This window comes from Arthrobacter sp. HY1533, from assembly GCF_027568515.1.
GTDB lineage: Bacteria > Actinomycetota > Actinomycetes > Actinomycetales > Micrococcaceae > Specibacter.
The window spans coordinates 127,465-144,993 of the sequence record NZ_JANKZF010000001.1; the positions used below are offsets into that span (position 1 = coordinate 127,465).

A 17,529-nucleotide genomic window follows, 5' to 3' on the forward strand; every position below is an offset into this window, starting at 1 on the left:
TGCCGCCCTAGCCGCGCCTACGGCTACAGAGCCAAAGGAATGATCTGAAGTGCGTCGCCTGACACCAAGAGGTCCGTCTATACCTAGAAGCTTCCATGATGAATTAGAGAACAGATAGTGGTTTCTGAAATATCCGCCACCCTCGATTCGCCTGTCGTTGTGTCGAACCGCCGACGCCTTGGTTGGGGTGCCGCATTCTTGCTCATGGCCGCTATTTTTGGATCCGCCGTCGTCATGTTGTGGTCTTGGGCCGAATCGCACACGGGTCAAATATTGCATTTCATGATGCCTCGTTGGCAGCTGCTGTTTCTTCTGCATTTCTTCACAATGGTCTTGCTTAGCACCTACTACATCAAGGTGTCGATCGAGGACGGCCAAAGTGTTGTGGTCAGTAGCGGGGTAATCGACCCTTCCACTTACAGCGTCTATACCCAGCGGTCCACCCACATCTACGAACATCACTCTGAAGGAAGGATAAGCACGAAATTTCCTGGTACGGGCTCCACAAAACCCTTCAAATCCGACCTTTGCGTTCTGGAAACCAACGCTGTAGATCTTCTGCTCACCTGCGGAGAAGTAATAGTTCGGCTCCCGAACTCAGCGATACGAAGCAACTGACCTATCTGTTTCGACTCATACGCCGGGCAGACGACCCCGGGTGTATGTTTTCCCTCCACGAGAGTGTTCCACTGCCAAGGAAGTGGAACACAACCGTGGTCACCCGCCTGCAGGTTCATCCCTGGGCAGGACGCATTACTCTGCACCAACTGAAAAAAGGCGCCATAATCCTCGACCGTCCGTGACGTTGCCGATGACATCATCAGACCCGTTTCAACTTGCAGCAGCGAGACGATCACCGACTCCACGTCTCCCACTTCCCAGGAACTGGGACACTCCTCTGGTGGGACTTCCGCGCCAATGAGAGACTGTCATTTTCAATACTCGTCCGCATGACCGCAAACGGAAGCCTCCGCGGGACAGGAGTACCTATTCCTAGTCGATTCAAGCTACATCGGGTAAGCCCATAACGATAGAAGTTGCGAGGGGTGTCCGCAGCGGCACTTCGTACTATTGATCCTCGAATAGGAGTCGACTCCAGACAAGGGATTCAACTTTGGGTGCAGCATCGAACGCCCATGACGTGACTACGGCGTGTGCGACTCGCATGTCTACCACTTTCGTGACGTAGTGCCGATCAGGGGTTCCTTCCCGACGCTCAACATCAAATGTTCCGTCACTATTGCGCATGGACTGCACATAGGTTTGCCCCGTCGAATCGGCGAGTTCCTCGACGATCAAGAATGCCTCATCACCGCGTTCGACGTCCTCGATAAGCATCAAGGGGAGATCTTCGGATGGGTCATCCCATGTTTGGCCCGATTCATTCTGTGCCCTTAGAACCGCTCCCAATTGCATCCTTTCTTGAGGTGCCAAAACTAACCCATACCGGAAGTTTGCTGCTTAGGACGTACGGAGCATTCGGATTGATCGCACTCCGTCTTCGATTCTCACTGTCCCGTCATTGAGGAAGCCATACTTTCGGTAGAAGGCTTGTGCGCGCGGATTTGGATCCGCGACCCAGAGTGAAGCGGGTGCTGTCGGGTCGATGACTGCATTGAGTAGATCCGCGCCTATGCCCGAACCGTGGAACGCGGTGTACACGTAGAGGAGAAACAACTGTCGTGGCGCGGTGGCATCTTCATCAGCAGGGCCTGACATTGCAATACCGACTAGTGTGCCTCCATGCGAAGCAACAGCGACAGTGTTCTGACTGTACTTTGGATCGGTTAAGGCTGCCTCCCAGAACTTCTTTCGCCAGCCCAAGAGAGAAGGATCGTCCAATACAGCGTCACTTATCAGTCCCCGGTAAGTTTCTTGCCAAGTGTCCACATGGACTCTCGCCAGACCTTGGACATCCTTTAGCTCAGCTCCGCGGACTTCAAAATCGGTTGTCATTGCCCAACTGTACCTGTGCCGGCACAGCAGCAATCAAGGGTGTTCGGGAGCGCGGTGCAAAGGCCACAGCCATGTCACGCAAGCCGATCCGGCTCCGAGCCATTGAATCCCCAAATCAACTGTGGCAGTGAGATCGATGCTTCCGTCCGTTGGGGTATCCCCTACGGGACAGCTATGCATACGCTGACCGTGTCACTCGCGACTCCAGCATCAGCGGGAAGGAGTTCCGTGTCCCGGATGTCACTGGCGTCACCGAGGGCGGCGAAGTGTTACCCATCCACCCAGAAGCCGTAGCTACAATCTTCGAGGAGATTGGCCGACAACCAGAGAGTTGAATCAGCGAGGCAGCGCGCATCTTGGGGCCACGCTGATTCTCGCATTCAAGGCACTCATGAGTTCATCCGACGAGGTGGCCCACGGCATACAGCGCCTGGCAGATCAGGAATAACGACGGCGGCGAAAGGTACAGCCAGTATTTGGCAGTCTTGAGTCTCGTTGATTCCGGTTCCCACACCAGTCTTGTGCGGACGATTCCGGCGAGGGGCATGGAAAGAGCGACGGACAGAATCGGTGACAGGATACCCGCCCACATAGCAACCTGTCCCACCGTTGAAGACGTTTCGAGTGCCAAGGACAGCCCCAAGACGAGAATAACGCCAGCCAGTAGTCCATAGCTGATAAAAATCAGCACAACCATCACACTGGGGGCCGCGAAGTTCCCGTTCTTGTCCCGTACTGTGCAGAGATAGCCAAATCCGGGCAGCGACATCAAGAAGGCCAAGCCAATTAGGGCGCCAAGATAGGGCGTTGCGCCCCCGCCAGAGTGGATCAAGATTTGGGAGGAAACGGCTAGGGTCCAGACCACGTAGATGATGAGGAGCGCTGTGGATGCGGTGGCCCTCAGAAGCGCAATGCTGTGGCGGGAGATTTGGGCAACGACTGTGCCGCGGTCCGCTTCGGTAGTCATTGCATCGTGAGGTTGATCCATGCTGGGTACCTTTGGTCATCGTTGGCTGGTGGTGGCCTATTTTTCTAGCAGATTTGCTGTCCCGAAAGCCTCCCGGGTGTCGGCGTTGTAGATGGTGGGTTCATTGACGACGTTGTCTCCAGCTGCATTCTTTGTCATAGTCCCCGTGCTCACGGTCACATGCAGTTCAGCCCCAGCGCTCGTGGAAAAGTCTATTAATTCCAGAGTCAGGCTATCGGGAGTCTGGGTAATGATTACCTCGCCGCTTGTTGGAACAGCCTGAGAAAAGTATGTTCCGGCCAGGGTCCTAGAAAGTGGTGCGGTAGCACTTGGGCTGGAGCTTACTGACTCCAGAGTGGGGCTCTGGCCTGTCTTGATAGGTGCTGTCTCCATCGTGCAGCCCGAGACAGACCAAGTGAAAATGATCCCAGCCGCGAGTATTCGAACAAATTTCATAGTTCCCCAAATTAGTTACAGGTCGAGCGGTTGATCTTCAATACATCGAAACACAGCAAACCTACGCTTTGCATCACCCCGTAGGTGGAGCCGTCTATGGGTGACGTTGCGGGTCACTTATTTGACGAGACGATGGCAGAGGAGGGGACACGGATTCCGTTGGCCCTGGTCAAGTCTGATCTGGAGCTGAGTTGGTGGTTCGAATTGTTGCCTCTGCAGGTTCAGCTGCAGTCAAAGCCATGCAGTCCGGGCCAGACCGGATCGTGCCCGTTTCCATGAACCTCTAGCCTCGCACCATCTGTAGTCCAGGTGAATTCATAGGTGCCGGAGTCAATGGGCCGGTAGCCGTCATCTGCCTCCCAGGAGCTGACGGGCCGAGCAATGCCCCCGAAACCAACCGCATACAATTCACCGCCTCCGGCAAAGAGGAACGAGTCTTCACGCACTACGGCCCCGCAGAAGCCAGGGCCTGATGGCGTCAAAGCCGTGTACCGTGCCTCAAAGGCTACATCTCCGAACCCAAGCAACCCCGTGCAGACAATGGTTACAACGGTAAATGCGGCCCACCAGCCTGAAGGACGCCGCCGTAGAGCCTCCCCCGAATCCTGATCCAGCCACCGTCGGGTTCCCGCCCGGATGACTGCAATCAACAGCGCGGTGAAGAGAAATACAGCGCTGATAACCCAGCCCGGCAAAACCACCCAACCCCACACCAACAAGTAGCCAAATATTCCGCCCGCAGCGGCTACCCCCGAGAACAGAAGGCAGCCACGGGCGGCCACATCAAGGCGTTTTTCAACGATCGAGCGTGGCTTGGATAATTCAGGGGCGGTTGGCATTGATCAATTCTAGAGGTTCCGGTCATACTGGCAGCTCAGGCTTACCGCCAACCTATTGTCGGAACGCATCGACGTTGGCCAACTGTCCCGCAAGCCGGTCCCTCACCGGACAAAACAGCCGCTGACCTTATTGCTAACCTCGACGCCCGGCAATGGGTCGCCACCCATGCAGGACACTAATGCTTGAACACGAGGGCGTTTTTCAAGCTGGTGGTGGATGTAGCCAAGCTGACGAAGGCAGTAACGGTACAAGTGCGCCGCAGTCGAAGCTCGTAGTCCTACCGGACTCTCCCGATACCCGGCTCTTGGTGGACCTTACGAGTCACGTCAACGACCTGTCTGAGGCAGCGCACTCGCTGGGCAGGGCGCTGGATAGCTGCGAGGGCTCCGAAATTTGGGAGCCACTCACTTCCCACGCGGTCACGGCATACATACGCCCCTTCATCCACTCCAACGTCCGCGTCCGCCTCGACCAGCAGCGGAGGCGGAGCAATTCAGTGAGCGCCGCCACTCTGGCGTTCACTCAACCTTATGCACCGGTCTTGATAAGACTCTCCTGTCGGACTGTCTCCGCCACCCAGTACCAGGTGAACAGGAGGATCGCGGCCCACTCGATGTACGCGACGGCGTTCTCAAAGCGCAGTCCAAAGGTCAAGTGCCAGATAAGTGCCAACCCGACTACGACCATGAACCCCACGATCACCCGATACTGAAGCGCGATCTTGGGGGTGCTCGCCTTGGCGTCAGTGTCCCAGCCGTGACTGGCTATCGCGGTGGCGAGGCCTACGATCATGAGGATCGCCGCGACCATGTGAATGCCCGCATAGGTGCGCATTATCAGCCCTGTCACCAGCAACAGGATGAGGAACCCTGCGCCCAGCCCGAGCGTGACGAAGAACAAGATTCTGTGCGCCATTGACGTACTCATGGTGTGCCTCTTCAGGAGACCCCGGGCCCACTCTATGCCAAAGAAGACAGAGGCAACGACGACAAGCGATATGACGATGACGGGCAGAACTTTCACGAGTTCATCCGCGGCGGCTTCTGCATCGGTCAGTTCTTGCCCCTGCAGTATGGTCCTGCCCGTGAGGACTTCATTCAGTGAGTACGGAACGAACGCGACAAACATGGCGTAGAAGCCTGCAACGTTCAGGGCAAGGTCTTCCACTGGCTTGCCACGGTACACAATGAGGCAAGCGCCGATGGCCACCAAGACACCGACCAAGATGTCGCGTAGCGGGGTGTCGTAGTTTGCGCTGATGGAGTCGGCGAAGTCGCCGAGCATCCACCCGCCAATGGCAGTCGTTATCAGCAGGAAGACGGGAAGCGCGATCAAGAACATCCGAAGATGCCTGTAAGTTTCGACTGCCTGCCTAGGCTCTTTCGCGATGGCGTCTACTTCTTGCGGACTCTGAACATTCACGTCTACCCCCAAGCGATATCGCCAGGCGTCGTTGCCTGACGTTATGATTGTCGTCGGTCCGAGTCCATATCGCTAGAGGTTCACCGACTTCGGGCGATTCTATGGACAACCGGTATTCCCGCCCGTTCTGGCAGGAGCGTTTGCCGATTAGCAGGGGCGACATTTAGTGCCGCAAAAAGTCCGCCATTTACCGCTAACAGTCACAGATGTCATTTTCAGTACTCGTCTGCACGGCCTTGAGATGCCCGTAGACGGAACCCCTTGCAGGACAACCTTCGCCAGAATTGTTTCGAACCGACTAAAGGACCCGAAAACTAATCGTTGTGACAGCAAATCTTTCAAGATCCAGCATCGCTAATTTCGCGCCGATCGGCACAAGTCTCTAATGGACTCGATAGTCTCGTACTCTTGTGGCCGCGGCGCCTGAGTCTGGTGTATGTTCCTACACAGGTTGTGGTCGCGCGATTCGTCCTCTGCACGAGGGGTTCGACGTCAGTCGGGGGTGTAGGGGCTGATCTCCAGCTGGTCAGCTCCGTGATCGTGTAATGCCTCGACGACACGCTGTGTGGCGATGAAAGGAAAGTTCTGACCCGTCTGGCCGTAGATGTTCTGAATGTCAGACCCCGGGGACGGATCGGTCGCGAAGCCGGTGTATCCCTCGACAGGCGAGTCGGCGTGGTCTCGAACCTCGACGTCGAAGGTTCGGTAACCGGTGACCTGAGCTGCGCGAAGTGCCTCGACGAAACGAGTGGAGGCAATCTTCAACGTGCTCCCACCGGTCCACAGTAGGTCACCGTACTTCTTGCCTCCGTTGTAGGGAGCAAGCCATACCGGGAAGGGAAGTTCATCAGGACGCCAGTCCACGATGAACGGATAGACACTGGTGACACCGTCGGGCATGTACCAAGGTTCTCCGGTGATCTTCGGCTTACCTTGTCCGCAGACGGTGAGCCACACGTAGTTGCGTTTTGATCTGGCCTGTATGCGAAACCACTCGGACATACGCTCACCTTTCAGCAACGGTCGTAGTTCGAGCAGATGACCTTCATCGACGTACAAAAATTACGTATGTTCATGGGGTTCCCCGCTACCCTATGTGTCGTGACGATCGCTATCAATAGTCACCGAAGACATAAATCTAGCCGTTGCCCTGGGCGCTACACCAGAGCTCGTTTTCTGGAAAATAGCCTCGGTCTTTCATGAGGGTGGTCGATCGCCCGCCGTCCCATCCTCGCAAAAAGCACCCGCAGGGGATCCGTCCGGATAGGCATTTCCGAGGGTCCCGCAAGCCGGTCCCTCTCCGGGACGCTGAACTACTCAGCTCAACGATGGCTGCGAGATCGATGATGGCGCCCGCAGGGGAACGGCCTTCGGGACAGCATCCATGTGTGACTCGGTTAGCTTTGTGGTTGATGTGCCTGTGTGGGCTCGAGGCGCAAGTGCAGAATCGGGAATGCGCGGCCTTCACCGTCGGTTTCGGAGCGACCTATCTCAGCGAATCCCTTTGCGGCGTAAAAGTTTCGTCCCGATGGGTTCTGTTCATTGACGTCGACTCGTATGGACTGCCGGCCAGTGAGGACCGATTCAAGTAGGGCACTCCCGATCCCTTGGCCCTGTGCGAGAGCATCAACAAACAGCATCTCCACTGTGTCATTCTCGATCGCGATGAACCCCATCGGTTGCCCCTCTACTTCGGCAACACGCAGGTCGGACATCTGAGGCAAATATGTTGCTACGTCCTGTTCTATGGCATCCACATCCGATGGTTTCAAGAACGTGTGTGTTGCCTCGACTGAGCGGCGCCAAATCGCCAGTAGAACAGAATAGTCGTCATCGATAGCTGTGCGGATCCAAACCATGGCATCATCCTATTACGCTGCGGAAGCCCGGATTAGTTCAGATTCCGGCACCTCGTGGTCCCGAAGATGGCCCGTCGCTGAACACACTCGCATGGAGATGTGCGTCTCGCAGGGGAACCTCCTACGGGACAACGACGATCGGTTGGGCGAGTTTCGGGATGACGGATGCTCATCAGGAGAAGCCCGGCGCGATCTACTGGTCGTCGATCTGTCAGGCACTGCGGCGAGGGATGCCGGTAGAGTGTGGCGTTCGACCATGTATCAGCTCGGCAGCAGCCAAACGGAACGGCCCGTTCAATCCTTGCAGCTTCTGACATCCGACCCACGAAAAGCCAACTATGGAGTCCTCGAAGATAGATCGCGTCGGATCAGCGATCAAAGGCGAGAATCCCACGGTAATGGCACACCTCGATTGTGGATTTGCAGTCATCGGCGACGTCCAATGGCTTCCAGGGTACCCAGTGCTGCTCACTGAGCGGACCGGAATTGATCGTCTTTCAGAACTACCTCGCTCTGAACGGTCAGCATTCTTGAACAGCGTAGATGTACTGGCCGAAGCGGTCGAAATAGCCAGTAGACAATTGGACCCTGCATTCCTCCGAGTCAACATCGATATTCTTGGAAACACGGACCCATTCCTGCATGCCCACATTTGGCCGCGGTACCAATGGGAAGCTCCCGAAATGCGCTCCAAGCCGGTTTGGCTTTACCCAGGCACCAACTGGTCAGATCCAGCCACTTCACTCAACTCCTCGCATGACCCCTACAGGTTCGGCATCACGGCCCAAATCAAGGAACTCTCACCGCACTCCACAGTCTCATAGACCGAACCTTCTACGGGGCAACCGTGTGAGTCAGGCTTTTTGATGCCGAGACGCAGGTTAAATGAATTGTTCCCGAGTTTGTTCCGAGGAGTATTCGGCGACGGCCGGGTTTGCTGGGGATTCCGGATAGATTTGTGGAATGGGAAAGCGCCGTAGGAAACTACTCTTCATTGCTGTGTCCTTAATGGCGTTTGTTTGGGTGACCAGTGTTGGATTGACCTTCATCAACGAAGGGAAAATACCATCCGACACGGCGTTCCCGGACGTCCCCGGGCCGGCCGTCGTGAAGGGCATTTCGATGCAGTGCGGTTCGGGAGGCTGCTGGCGCGAAATGGCCATCGAGGCCGATTCGACTGTGGTTGCCAACGAGCTCATCAATGAGATGGATCTGTCCCAAGAGCGCTGTAGCGCCAGGAACCTGCTCACATTGACACGAATTTGCACTAGTTCTAGCCATGCAGGCGGTCAGTTGCGCGTCTATCTGCGCTACGCCTACTAGGTAGGAGCGATGCCGGATCAGGCATACCCGTTGACGGAAATTTTCGGTGGCGGACAATGCGGCAATCGAGCACGGTCAGTACCCTGCCGCCGGCTTCTGCTCGATGTAGTTAATGATGAAAAAACCGTCGAAGGGCACCAGTTCCACGTACCATCGGGTTGGCTTGGCCAACCCCGCCCAGTCTGTTGGATCTGCTGGCGTGCCAGGCGCCGGACGGTAAATAGCATCAAATTTTAGGAACGTTCCATTCACTGTGGCGCTGGAAGAGATTTCCTTGAGCAATTCAAAACGCCCTGGAGTTCCTTGACGGTCGGCACTGGTCCCTACGGCATTGCGCAGGGCCTGGGCCGTGAGCTCTTGCTGCCCGGCATAGTAGTCCTGCCACGCAACATCGGTTTGTGTTGTGAAGATAGTTTGTGAGTAGGCGATACGGCTTTGTTCAGCCAACCCGTCCAAACATGCATCCGGCACAGTGCCCGCCGTGCCGGTCCAGCCCTTGAGTATGTCCGTTCCCGCGTTGACCCAAGAGCTGTAGGAATTCAAGACGTTGGCGATTGATTCTTCAGGGTTTCCCTGCGGGATCCTTACGGCCTGGACCGCATCCGGTGGCAGTATGGGACAGCTGGCGTCAAGGACTGATTCCGGGGATTGGCTAGCCGTGGGCAAGGGTGGTTGCTGTAGGTCCGAAGTGCATCCGCCCAGTCCGCCCACCAGGGCAAGTCCGAGCACCGCCGTCGTGATGGTCCTGAAATATCTGCCCACAACATCCCCCAATCCTGTGCCAGCCCATTTGGCCAACGCGAATCAGTCTAATGTCCGGCGACTCCTTCTCCAGACCGGACGCTAGTGGAGTCTCCCAAAGCTACCGACTGCATCGGGCGGAATGCGCTCTCCCTCTATGGACATGACTAGGGCCATAAGCACGATCCCAACCAGCAGGACACGAACAGCACCACCCAGCAGACCTTGATCGCTTCAGGTGGTTGGGCAGCCCGCGGAACTGACATCAATCTCAGGACAGCTCCTCCATTGGGTTAGGAACATCACAAATCCACCTGCCACGCCCGCGAGATTCAAGGGGTTCTCAAAGCCGCATACACGGTCTCTCTGTAAGCTCGCATGGTTCAGCCAAACACGGCATCGTTAATCTCTTCATCCAGCCGTAGGGGAACCTTGAACGGGCGCTGCTTCTCGACTGTGCCAGGCCATTCGGACGTACATAGCTAGAGTGGAGCGATGCTTACGATTCGTCTGTCGCGCCCCTCGGACACGCCCAGCCTCATCAAGCTTCGGACCACATGGGTAGCGGAACAAGCGGGAGGGCCGCTGGAAGATCCGGATTTTGAGCGAGACTATCGCAGTTGGGAAGCGAACAATCCGCGGACGATGTTCGTTGCGGACATGGACGGTGCGTTGGTCGGAATGCTGAATCTGATGGTATTCGAACGAATGCCGAGGCCTGGCAAGAAGTCAACATGTTGGGTCTATCTCGGAAACGCATTCGTTGTCGCGGACAACCGAAACATGGGCGTTGGAAGCCGTCTCATGGACGCAGCGATACAGTTCTCCCAGGACATTCGCGCGGCCCGCATAGTACTGTCGCCTTCGGACGAATCTCAGAGCTTCTATGCAAGACACGGATTTGAGCCTGCAGACGAACTACTTGTGAGGCGACTTTAGTTCCAGCGATCACGTGCATGCCCGTCGGGACCCGTCGGTCCTTGAGTCAGATGGCGAACCTCCTGCGGGACGCTATCCGCGAAGCTCTCCCCAACCGAACCCACTTTCCGCAACGAAATCCTGCAACTCGCTACGCAAACGGGCCGTGAATCCACTGGCTCCTTCGGGCGGATACAGCCAGAACCCCATTTGCTCGTCGTGAACGAAGACCCGCAGCAGCAAATCCGCACTGATGATCCTTGACGACGTGACCGGTTCGCCCTTCGCCGTCACCACATCCATGCTGGTGTGCTCGAGCTCTTTCGTCGTCAGAATAGCCTCGAGTGCTGGCCGTGCCGCAAGCAAGATATCTTCCACGATCATCATCTGTCCATGCTCACAGCCGCCGAGCGCCTAGGCAAGAGTGACGCCTGTTCAAGGAACGTCCTGTGGGACGCAAATTGTTCTCAAATTTACTGGCTTGCATTCCGGCAGTGGACTGGGCGATTAGGCCCGGATACGCTTGGGCATATCCGAATAGGAGGCACTAATGTATATTCCTGACAAAGCCTCCGTGACCGTGATCGCAAGTGCGGCTCTCGTCACCGTTCTCCTTGCTGGCGGACCCTTGGCGGTTGGCACGGAGACACCTGCCACTTCACCGTCGCCGATCGACGCGAAAGCGTACTTGATCACCCATACCCCTGATAGTGTCGAAGCTGCAACGGAACCCCCGAACCAAGCTCTCTGGGGGGAAACAGTCGATCCCGCCCTAACGGTGCTCTTGAACGAGTTTCCTGACATCTTTGGCAAAGCAGTCTGGGACGAAAAGTCCGGAACCGCGACGATCAACTACTACACCGGCGCAGAACCCGACCAAGAGGCAGCTTTCCTAGAAGCCGCCCATCGAATCGACGCCCTTGTCCCACCGCAACTCACGTTGGTGTGGAGTCGCGTGAGTTGGAACAACAAAGCGCGTGCTGAAATCCTTCGAGAAGTCACGGCGAACCCCGAGAAATGGGCGTCCTACTTCGGCTCAGCACCGCAAAGCGGATACGTTGAGATAGACGGCAACGTTCATGTCTCATTGGCTGACCCGAGTAGAGTTTCCTCGGCTCCGGCCAAGTCAGGAATACTCCCCGACGGCACCCCATTCATCGCAGATCAGCCTTCGGAGGCCGATTGGCAAGTTGGACGACTCTGACGTCTCGCACTAATCCTGCGGCGCCAGGATCACCACGGGTCCATGCAGATGCACTCCGAGGTTCAACTGCAACAAGTGGCACCGGGCGAGTATGTGAGTATGACACTACCCATTGTGGCGTGGCCAGCCTTAACCGTGGCAGACAGCAGAAACGACGTCGGGCACGGGCGTCCAATCAAACCCCCGGGAGTACCTCCCGCATGGGAACCTTCTGCGGGACAGCTCGGCCGGACGATTCTGTCTACAGGGTGGGTGCCATCAGCGCGCGACGAACTCCACGGGTCACCGTTGTGGTGTTGGTGGAGTGCTTACCCCTATTTCCGGCGGCGCCGAAGTGAAATCGCCAGGGCAGCCACCACGCAAATCAGGGCTAGTACCAAGAGAATTGGCCACGGGCTAGCTGACCCAAAGTCGATGGGCACCGTGTCGTCGCATGGGCTCGTGGTCACAGCACAGGACATGGGCAGTGCAAGAACGTTCATGAGTCCATCAAACCAGTCCCGACGGTTAGTGCAACCGCTCTGGCCGATCCAAATGCGAGCCATTCAATGGAGTGCTCCTGTGCCTCAAGCGGAACCTATATCGGGACGTGACGTTTAGTCGGTGGGTCCTTAGACCTTAGTGCCTCTACTTCAACAACTGATGGGTCGCGTACTTCAACAACTGATGGGTCGCGATGGCCAATATGATTCCCATTGAACAAACCAGGCTTGCGATGGCGAAACCATCCTCGCGGTACATGTTTAGGCCGAAGCCGGCTGGCAGCCACATCACGAGCCAGATGAGCACATCGATCCAGCACCCCCACCGGTTGCTTTTCTGAACACCAATGAGTGCCATCACTGCGAGCAGCGAGATGCCCAGCCCGCCCACGATGCCGATGTAATAGCCCCTAGTTACATCGTTATCGGCATAGGCACCGGCTGCCTCATACAAGGCGACAGCGTTGGCCTTTTCCAAGGACTGCCAAACAACCAGAGCAACAGCGCCAGCCACGAGCAGGACATTCACCCCGAGTGCAGCAATGCCTGCAACCATCACGATAGTCATCCCATCCCCGTCGCTGAGCAGCCTACGATCTTTCCCCTCGTTACCAGGAACTCTCATGACTCATCCAAACCCGGCAACGCTTGTCGCTGCATCCTCCCGTAGGCGGAACGCTCTGCGGGACATCTTGAATCCTGCATACCAAATCCGGGGCTATGGTCGGATTGAGATTGAGTTAGCGCGTTTCTGGGCCCGCGAATGCTTCCCCGGTCGCGAGCACAGGCAACGGCCCAACTGGGATGTGTAGAACTTTGGTCGGTCAATCTGGAACTATGAGCATTACTGGGTGCGCGGATGCAGCTGGTAGGTCATTGAAAGGATTAATGATGTCTGTTTGGAACAGTGAGGATTCCCGAACCTTCGGCCTGACACTGGCTGGCTTCTCAGCAATGACCGTTTTCCTGTTCATGTACGCATGGGTTCTCACCTGGATCTCCAGCAATCGCGTTGAAACCACGGGATTCGGATACTTCACGCTTGTGGAGAGCCTTGTGATATATCTCGGACCTACTCTGTGGTTGCTTTTGATTATCCGCATGATCTATCTTGCTCATCGTGCCGCAGGGCCGCTCCACACTTCCAGAGAGACCCCGGGGCAGCCTAACTAGGCTGGTTCACCTAGCTCAGGGGATACGCGTGTTCCCGACCCAACCTACTGCGGGACGATTTCAGGTGATCGCGGAGCGGAAAGCTGCTATGTCGATCAGGCCTTGACTAGCGGTAGGTGTGACCGCGAGTAATGTTGATCCGTGTTCGAATCCTGCCAACTTACTGAAGACGTCGACTTGCGCTCATTGCGTCTGAGCGATGCGTCAGCGCTTGCCGCCGCGTATGTCCGCAATCGTGATCACCTTGCCCCGTGGAACCCGGTTCATCCTGAGGTCTACTACACCGAGGCATGGCAGGCCGCAGACATGTCGCGCCGCCTTGTTGCCATTGAAGCCGGAGATGGATTTTCCTTTGGTTTGTTCTCCGGTGAAACCTTGGTCGGCCGTTTCAACCTTGCTGGAATATCGAGAGGCCCATTCCAAAGTGGAGTTCTGAGCTATTGGGTGGATACCAGGTACACCGGGTGCGGGCTGGCGTCGGCTGCGGTCCAGGTGGTCCTTGAAGAAGCTCGCGATGAACTCGGATTGCACCGAATCGAAGCGGCCACGTTGCTACACAATGCTGGTTCGCAGCGAGTGCTACAGAAAGCTGGTTTCCAGCAGATTGGTATGGCTCCGCGATACCTGCAAATCGCCGGGACCTGGCAAGACCACATCCTGTACCAGATTGTCTTGCACGAATAGGGCGATGGCGCCCACCGGCTGCCACTATCCCAAGTCGTTCAACGGGTCACCACATCGTCGTAAGCGGAACGCTGACCGGGATGGCTTATTCCGGGATCATTCCTGACTGCGAATCTTGTGGTTCACGCCTGCGTGTGAGGATGGCGAGGATGAGTGCAGCTGCCAATGCGACTACCCCGGAGAGGGCCAATGGTCCGGCAACTCCGTCACGGTACGCGAAGGTGTCCTCGATGACCACGACGTGGGAAACAGCGTTGCTGACCACTGCGGCTGGATACAGGGAAGCAACAGCCGTCACCCCATAGGTGCAAAGCGTGCGTATCGAAATTTGAGCCGAACTCCGTAGGCACAGCCATCCGGAGGCCAAGGCCGCGCCAGACCATGAAGCTAAAGCAAGGATGTTTCCGAAATTTGACCCTGTTTGGAATAATGCGTAGGACGACCATGTGCTGACGCCTGTGTTGGTCGGGGCAATCAGGAAAATTGAGACGAACCCAATCAGCCAGGGCACTCCAGCTGCCACAAGGATTGTCCAACGCCACCGGCTATAAGTGGGTATCTTCTGGGTCAGATCGCCGGGACTGTTCACGATTCTCACGGTAGCCCAAAGACACCGATATTCTTGTAGCGATCTGCGAAGAGTAGTGGGTGCCAGAAACAGTTCGGGCCAGGGTCATCTGCTGAATCGTCCTGCAAAACGACCATTTTTGGATGCGACCGGAGTGCCCCTTAGGTCAGGTCGGTGACCGACTACGGAATTCTCGGTGGCGGCAGCATGAAGTTCGACGCCAGGCAAGCCCGCAAGCGAAACGTTAAGCGGGCGCTGACAATGTCGTTTGCAGACGCGGGTTCTACTCGTCGTATTCCACGTCAGCGAAGGCTCTGACTTCTTCACGAAGTTGATCCGCGATATTGGCACCCTCCACATTCCAAGCTGTTTCACTTTCAGGCGAACTCCAACCGCCGTCGTGCAAGTTCTCGGCGTCCCAGGCGTCGTACCATGTGCGAAGTCGGAACGTGAGACTCTGCGACAGCCCAAAGTCCGCTGGCTCCATGGTGTATTTCGTCGGCCGATCAGCGCTGCTGTTCTCCCACAGCGGCCACCGATGGCCATAGTCAGGAAACAGGCGGATGACGCGCCGGACGGTTTTCTCTGCCATGACCGAAGCCTAACGGTATACGGGACTTCAAACTATCGCGGGGCAGCCGATTCGGCGATGCGCCGTTTCAGGGCCGCCGAGAAGGCCCGATAGTTGTCATAGGCCGCGTTTTCTTGACTCCCGATTTCGGTGAGCTGGGCCTCCATGGCACTTAGGGCTTCCTCATTACGGTTGAGAAGCCACAACGCGACAGGCGCACGGAACACTGCCTGCCATCTGTGGCCTTCCTTCGCCACTAGTGCCTGGGACATGGCCTCTAGAGTGACCCTCTTGCGCATGTAAGGCAAACCATAAGCATTTAAGCTGGCAAGGATGTCTGCGATGACCTCATCATTCGTCTCGGGGTCTTCACGAGTCAGTATCCAGTCCATTCGGCTTTCGGTTGGAACCAAATACCGCAGCGGCTCAGACACGGTTGCTGGAATGTACAGGTGAGACGATTCGCCTTCAATTTCGGCCAAGCTTCGTTCCAGCGACTGAATACGCACTCCACATACCGGGTTCATCTTCAGCTCTCCTGGCCCTCCAGCGCGACTGGCACGGTTTAGTCCGAGCCAGCCAAGAGCATCATCATTGAGGTCCATGGTGAACGTTGTCCCGGCCCGCTTCCTTAATCCGATGCCCACCAGGGCATCACAGAGAGCCACCAGGCCGGGATGTGTTCGCGAGCTCATCATTTCGTCCCCCAAACTTCCTAGTCAGGTAACGCGGTTCGGGCCACACGTGGATTTCAAAACACTGGCAACATCACAATCACCAAGGCGCTAATAGCTTGATCAAACTATACGACCCGCGTATTCCACTCTGCAGCAAAGTCGGGAAATTCTCCTAAGTTCCACAGCCGAAGAGAACGCGCACCTCCTCGTACATGTTGCTTCCGCGACGTCCGCAAGGGGCGTCCCATTGAGACGCCGCCGGCGCGTCCCGTAAGCCGGTCGACTTCCAAGGCGCTAGTCCTTGGATCTCGGAAGTGAAGAGGAAGCGCCCGGCAGTCTCGCAGGGGAACCTCTACTGGGACTGTTTTCCTAAGTCAGGAACGAACTGCGATGATTTTGAATTTGTAGCCGTCAACTCATCAGGTTGACGGCGGGTCTCCCACCCGGCCCTGGCTATATGCGCCCCATTTATAGTGGCAATCTGACCCCTCCGGCTGCGGCAAGCGCTTCAGCCGTTGCGGTAGGCAAGCGATCCCATTCGTATGGATTGCTGGGTCCGCTATAAAGATATGCAACGGGCGGAACGCTCTGATCTATCCGTTCAACCGATACTCTAAGGAGATGTTCCTCGAATTGTGTCTGCGTGAAATTCTCGCTGAGACTAAAAACGCCGCAATTGCTTCATCAATCTTGAAATCTGTCACAGTTCCCAAATTTGCTAATGCGGCGTTACCCCTATTTCGAGTTGAGGGTGTAGCCGAAGGCTTCAAGAGTGTAGATTTTCCCATCTAGATCTACGCGGGTGTAGCTCGGATGTGGGGCTTTTAGTCCGTTGTAGGCCCACCCAAAAACCAGAAGGGCCTCTGCTGCGACTTTCATCCAGCGTAGCTTTTCGGTTTCATCATCGAAGGTACGGTCAACTAAATCTTTAGTATTTCGGTGAGCCTTCGGCGCATTACCAAAAGTTAAGAACTTAAATATGAAGTAGGGCAGCCCTGAATCAGAGTCATGGCCTTCCTCGCGCACCGTGCTAAAGGGGATTCTTCCTCCAGAATGTACGAGCTCGAAAACTTCGGTGAAGTACGGGCCCCCCGCGACTAGCCACTTCAGGTAGACGTCCGTGGCCCTGTCGATGATGCGGTGTTCGCGGCCGTCTTTAGTCGCTTCGACTTCAAACATGTGTGGACCTCCCCCCTCCCCCAGCTGGCAAAGTACCAGCTATTTGAACCCCGGCCAGAGAGCCGGAGCCAGGATCATCATTACAGGTCGTCCTGCCTTCTGGCACTACTTCAGCCGTATGTTTTTTCGTGCGATTCATGTCGGCAGAACCAGGACTCCGGGCATAGGGACATGACCAGGGTCGGGGGGGGGGGGGGGGGGGGGGCCCCCCCCCCCCCCCCCCCCCCCCCACCCGGGGGCCCCTCCGCGGGTCTTCGCCCCTGCCAGGGGGGCGGGGGGGGGGGGGCGCCCCCCCCCCCCCCCCCCCCGACACTGCCGCAAGGGGTGTCCCACACAGAGCGTGCCAATGTGTCCCGTAAGCCGGTCCCCCACCGGACACATCGGCCAAAAAGCTCGATCGCTGCGAACTATAGGCTGACACCGTCCCATAAGACCCGTCCGCACAAGTGCCCGGAGAAGGGGCCCTATGCGGGACAGGAATTCCGTCCCTACGAAGCCAGTCTTCTGGC

General features: G+C 56.6%; 20 protein-coding genes. 6 read left to right on the top strand and 14 right to left on the bottom strand.

What is annotated here, in order from left to right:
- Positions 1-117 precede the first annotated feature (117 nt).
- Positions 118-618, top strand: a complete 501-nt coding sequence (locus PCK14_RS00650; RefSeq protein ID WP_269936525.1) for a hypothetical protein — start codon at positions 118-120, stop codon at positions 616-618.
- A gap of 450 nt (positions 619-1,068) precedes the next feature.
- On the opposite strand, the gene PCK14_RS00655 is transcribed toward PCK14_RS00650, so the two are convergent.
- The 7 genes from PCK14_RS00655 to PCK14_RS00685 all read right to left on the bottom strand — a co-directional run bounded on the left by PCK14_RS00655 (position 1,069) and on the right by PCK14_RS00685 (position 7,500).
- Positions 1,069-1,341, bottom strand: coding sequence for a hypothetical protein (locus tag PCK14_RS00655; RefSeq protein ID WP_269936526.1), 273 nt, complete (start codon positions 1,339-1,341; stop codon positions 1,069-1,071).
- A 120-nt stretch (positions 1,342-1,461) separates the two neighbouring features.
- The gene (locus tag PCK14_RS00660; protein WP_269936527.1) at positions 1,462-1,956 is read right to left on the bottom strand and encodes a GNAT family N-acetyltransferase; all 495 of its coding nucleotides are present in this window, start codon (positions 1,954-1,956) and stop codon (positions 1,462-1,464) included.
- A 397-nt stretch (positions 1,957-2,353) separates the two neighbouring features.
- On the bottom strand, positions 2,354-2,944 hold the full coding sequence (locus tag PCK14_RS00665; protein ID WP_269936528.1) for a hypothetical protein: 591 nt from the start codon (positions 2,942-2,944) through the stop codon (positions 2,354-2,356).
- Positions 2,945-3,600: 656 nt separating this feature from the next.
- Entirely contained in the window at positions 3,601-4,218 is a 618-nt protein-coding gene (locus tag PCK14_RS00670) for a hypothetical protein (protein WP_269936529.1), read from the bottom strand.
- Positions 4,219-4,747: 529 nt separating this feature from the next.
- Positions 4,748-5,641 carry a hypothetical protein gene (locus PCK14_RS00675; RefSeq protein WP_269936530.1) on the bottom strand — a complete coding sequence of 298 codons (894 nt, stop codon included), beginning with the start codon at positions 5,639-5,641 and terminating at the stop codon, positions 4,748-4,750.
- A gap of 492 nt (positions 5,642-6,133) precedes the next feature.
- Positions 6,134-6,643 carry a hypothetical protein gene (locus PCK14_RS00680; protein ID WP_269936531.1) on the bottom strand — a complete coding sequence of 170 codons (510 nt, stop codon included), beginning with the start codon at positions 6,641-6,643 and terminating at the stop codon, positions 6,134-6,136.
- 395 nt (positions 6,644-7,038) lie between these two features.
- A complete protein-coding gene (locus tag PCK14_RS00685) occupies positions 7,039-7,500 on the bottom strand; it encodes a GNAT family N-acetyltransferase (RefSeq protein WP_269936532.1) in 462 nt (153 codons plus the stop codon).
- Positions 7,501-7,898: 398 nt separating this feature from the next.
- Here PCK14_RS00685 and PCK14_RS19330 point away from each other — a divergent pair, with 398 nt between their 5' ends.
- The gene (locus PCK14_RS19330) at positions 7,899-8,324 is read left to right on the top strand and encodes an HIT family protein (protein ID WP_442864643.1); all 426 of its coding nucleotides are present in this window, start codon (positions 7,899-7,901) and stop codon (positions 8,322-8,324) included.
- Positions 8,325-8,463: 139 nt separating this feature from the next.
- A complete protein-coding gene (locus tag PCK14_RS00690; protein ID WP_269936533.1) occupies positions 8,464-8,823 on the top strand; it encodes a hypothetical protein in 360 nt (119 codons plus the stop codon).
- Between the two features lie 75 nt (positions 8,824-8,898).
- Here PCK14_RS00690 and PCK14_RS00695 read toward each other — a convergent pair whose 3' ends face one another.
- Positions 8,899-9,366, bottom strand: a complete 468-nt coding sequence (locus PCK14_RS00695) for a hypothetical protein (protein ID WP_269936534.1) — start codon at positions 9,364-9,366, stop codon at positions 8,899-8,901.
- Positions 9,367-10,059: 693 nt separating this feature from the next.
- On the opposite strand from PCK14_RS00695, the gene PCK14_RS19335 reads away from it, so the two are divergent.
- Positions 10,060-10,503 carry a GNAT family N-acetyltransferase gene (locus PCK14_RS19335; protein ID WP_442864644.1) on the top strand — a complete coding sequence of 148 codons (444 nt, stop codon included), beginning with the start codon at positions 10,060-10,062 and terminating at the stop codon, positions 10,501-10,503.
- Positions 10,504-10,575: 72 nt separating this feature from the next.
- Here the strand turns inward: PCK14_RS19335 and PCK14_RS00700 are convergent, their stop codons facing one another.
- Entirely contained in the window at positions 10,576-10,869 is a 294-nt protein-coding gene (locus PCK14_RS00700; RefSeq protein WP_269936535.1) for a hypothetical protein, read from the bottom strand.
- A 163-nt stretch (positions 10,870-11,032) separates the two neighbouring features.
- On the opposite strand from PCK14_RS00700, the gene PCK14_RS00705 reads away from it, so the two are divergent.
- Positions 11,033-11,686 carry a hypothetical protein gene (locus PCK14_RS00705; RefSeq protein ID WP_269936536.1) on the top strand — a complete coding sequence of 218 codons (654 nt, stop codon included), beginning with the start codon at positions 11,033-11,035 and terminating at the stop codon, positions 11,684-11,686.
- Between the two features lie 627 nt (positions 11,687-12,313).
- On the opposite strand, the gene PCK14_RS00710 is transcribed toward PCK14_RS00705, so the two are convergent.
- Positions 12,314-12,736: a hypothetical protein gene (locus PCK14_RS00710; RefSeq protein WP_269936537.1), complete on the bottom strand. Its 423-nt coding sequence runs from the start codon at positions 12,734-12,736 to the stop codon at positions 12,314-12,316.
- Positions 12,737-13,482: 746 nt separating this feature from the next.
- Between PCK14_RS00710 and PCK14_RS00715 the strand changes: the two genes are divergently transcribed.
- Complete coding sequence (locus tag PCK14_RS00715) at positions 13,483-14,025, top strand: GNAT family N-acetyltransferase (RefSeq protein ID WP_269936538.1); 543 nt, start codon at positions 13,483-13,485, stop codon at positions 14,023-14,025.
- Positions 14,026-14,110: 85 nt separating this feature from the next.
- Here PCK14_RS00715 and PCK14_RS00720 read toward each other — a convergent pair whose 3' ends face one another.
- The 4 genes from PCK14_RS00720 to PCK14_RS00735 all read right to left on the bottom strand — a co-directional run bounded on the left by PCK14_RS00720 (position 14,111) and on the right by PCK14_RS00735 (position 17,020).
- Positions 14,111-14,290: a hypothetical protein gene (locus PCK14_RS00720; protein ID WP_269936539.1), complete on the bottom strand. Its 180-nt coding sequence runs from the start codon at positions 14,288-14,290 to the stop codon at positions 14,111-14,113.
- A 586-nt stretch (positions 14,291-14,876) separates the two neighbouring features.
- Positions 14,877-15,185, bottom strand: coding sequence for a hypothetical protein (locus tag PCK14_RS00725; protein ID WP_269936540.1), 309 nt, complete (start codon positions 15,183-15,185; stop codon positions 14,877-14,879).
- Positions 15,186-15,217: 32 nt separating this feature from the next.
- The gene (locus tag PCK14_RS00730) at positions 15,218-15,862 is read right to left on the bottom strand and encodes a hypothetical protein (protein ID WP_269936541.1); all 645 of its coding nucleotides are present in this window, start codon (positions 15,860-15,862) and stop codon (positions 15,218-15,220) included.
- Positions 15,863-16,576: 714 nt separating this feature from the next.
- The gene (locus PCK14_RS00735; RefSeq protein ID WP_269936542.1) at positions 16,577-17,020 is read right to left on the bottom strand and encodes a hypothetical protein; all 444 of its coding nucleotides are present in this window, start codon (positions 17,018-17,020) and stop codon (positions 16,577-16,579) included.
- Positions 17,021-17,529 lie beyond the last annotated feature (509 nt).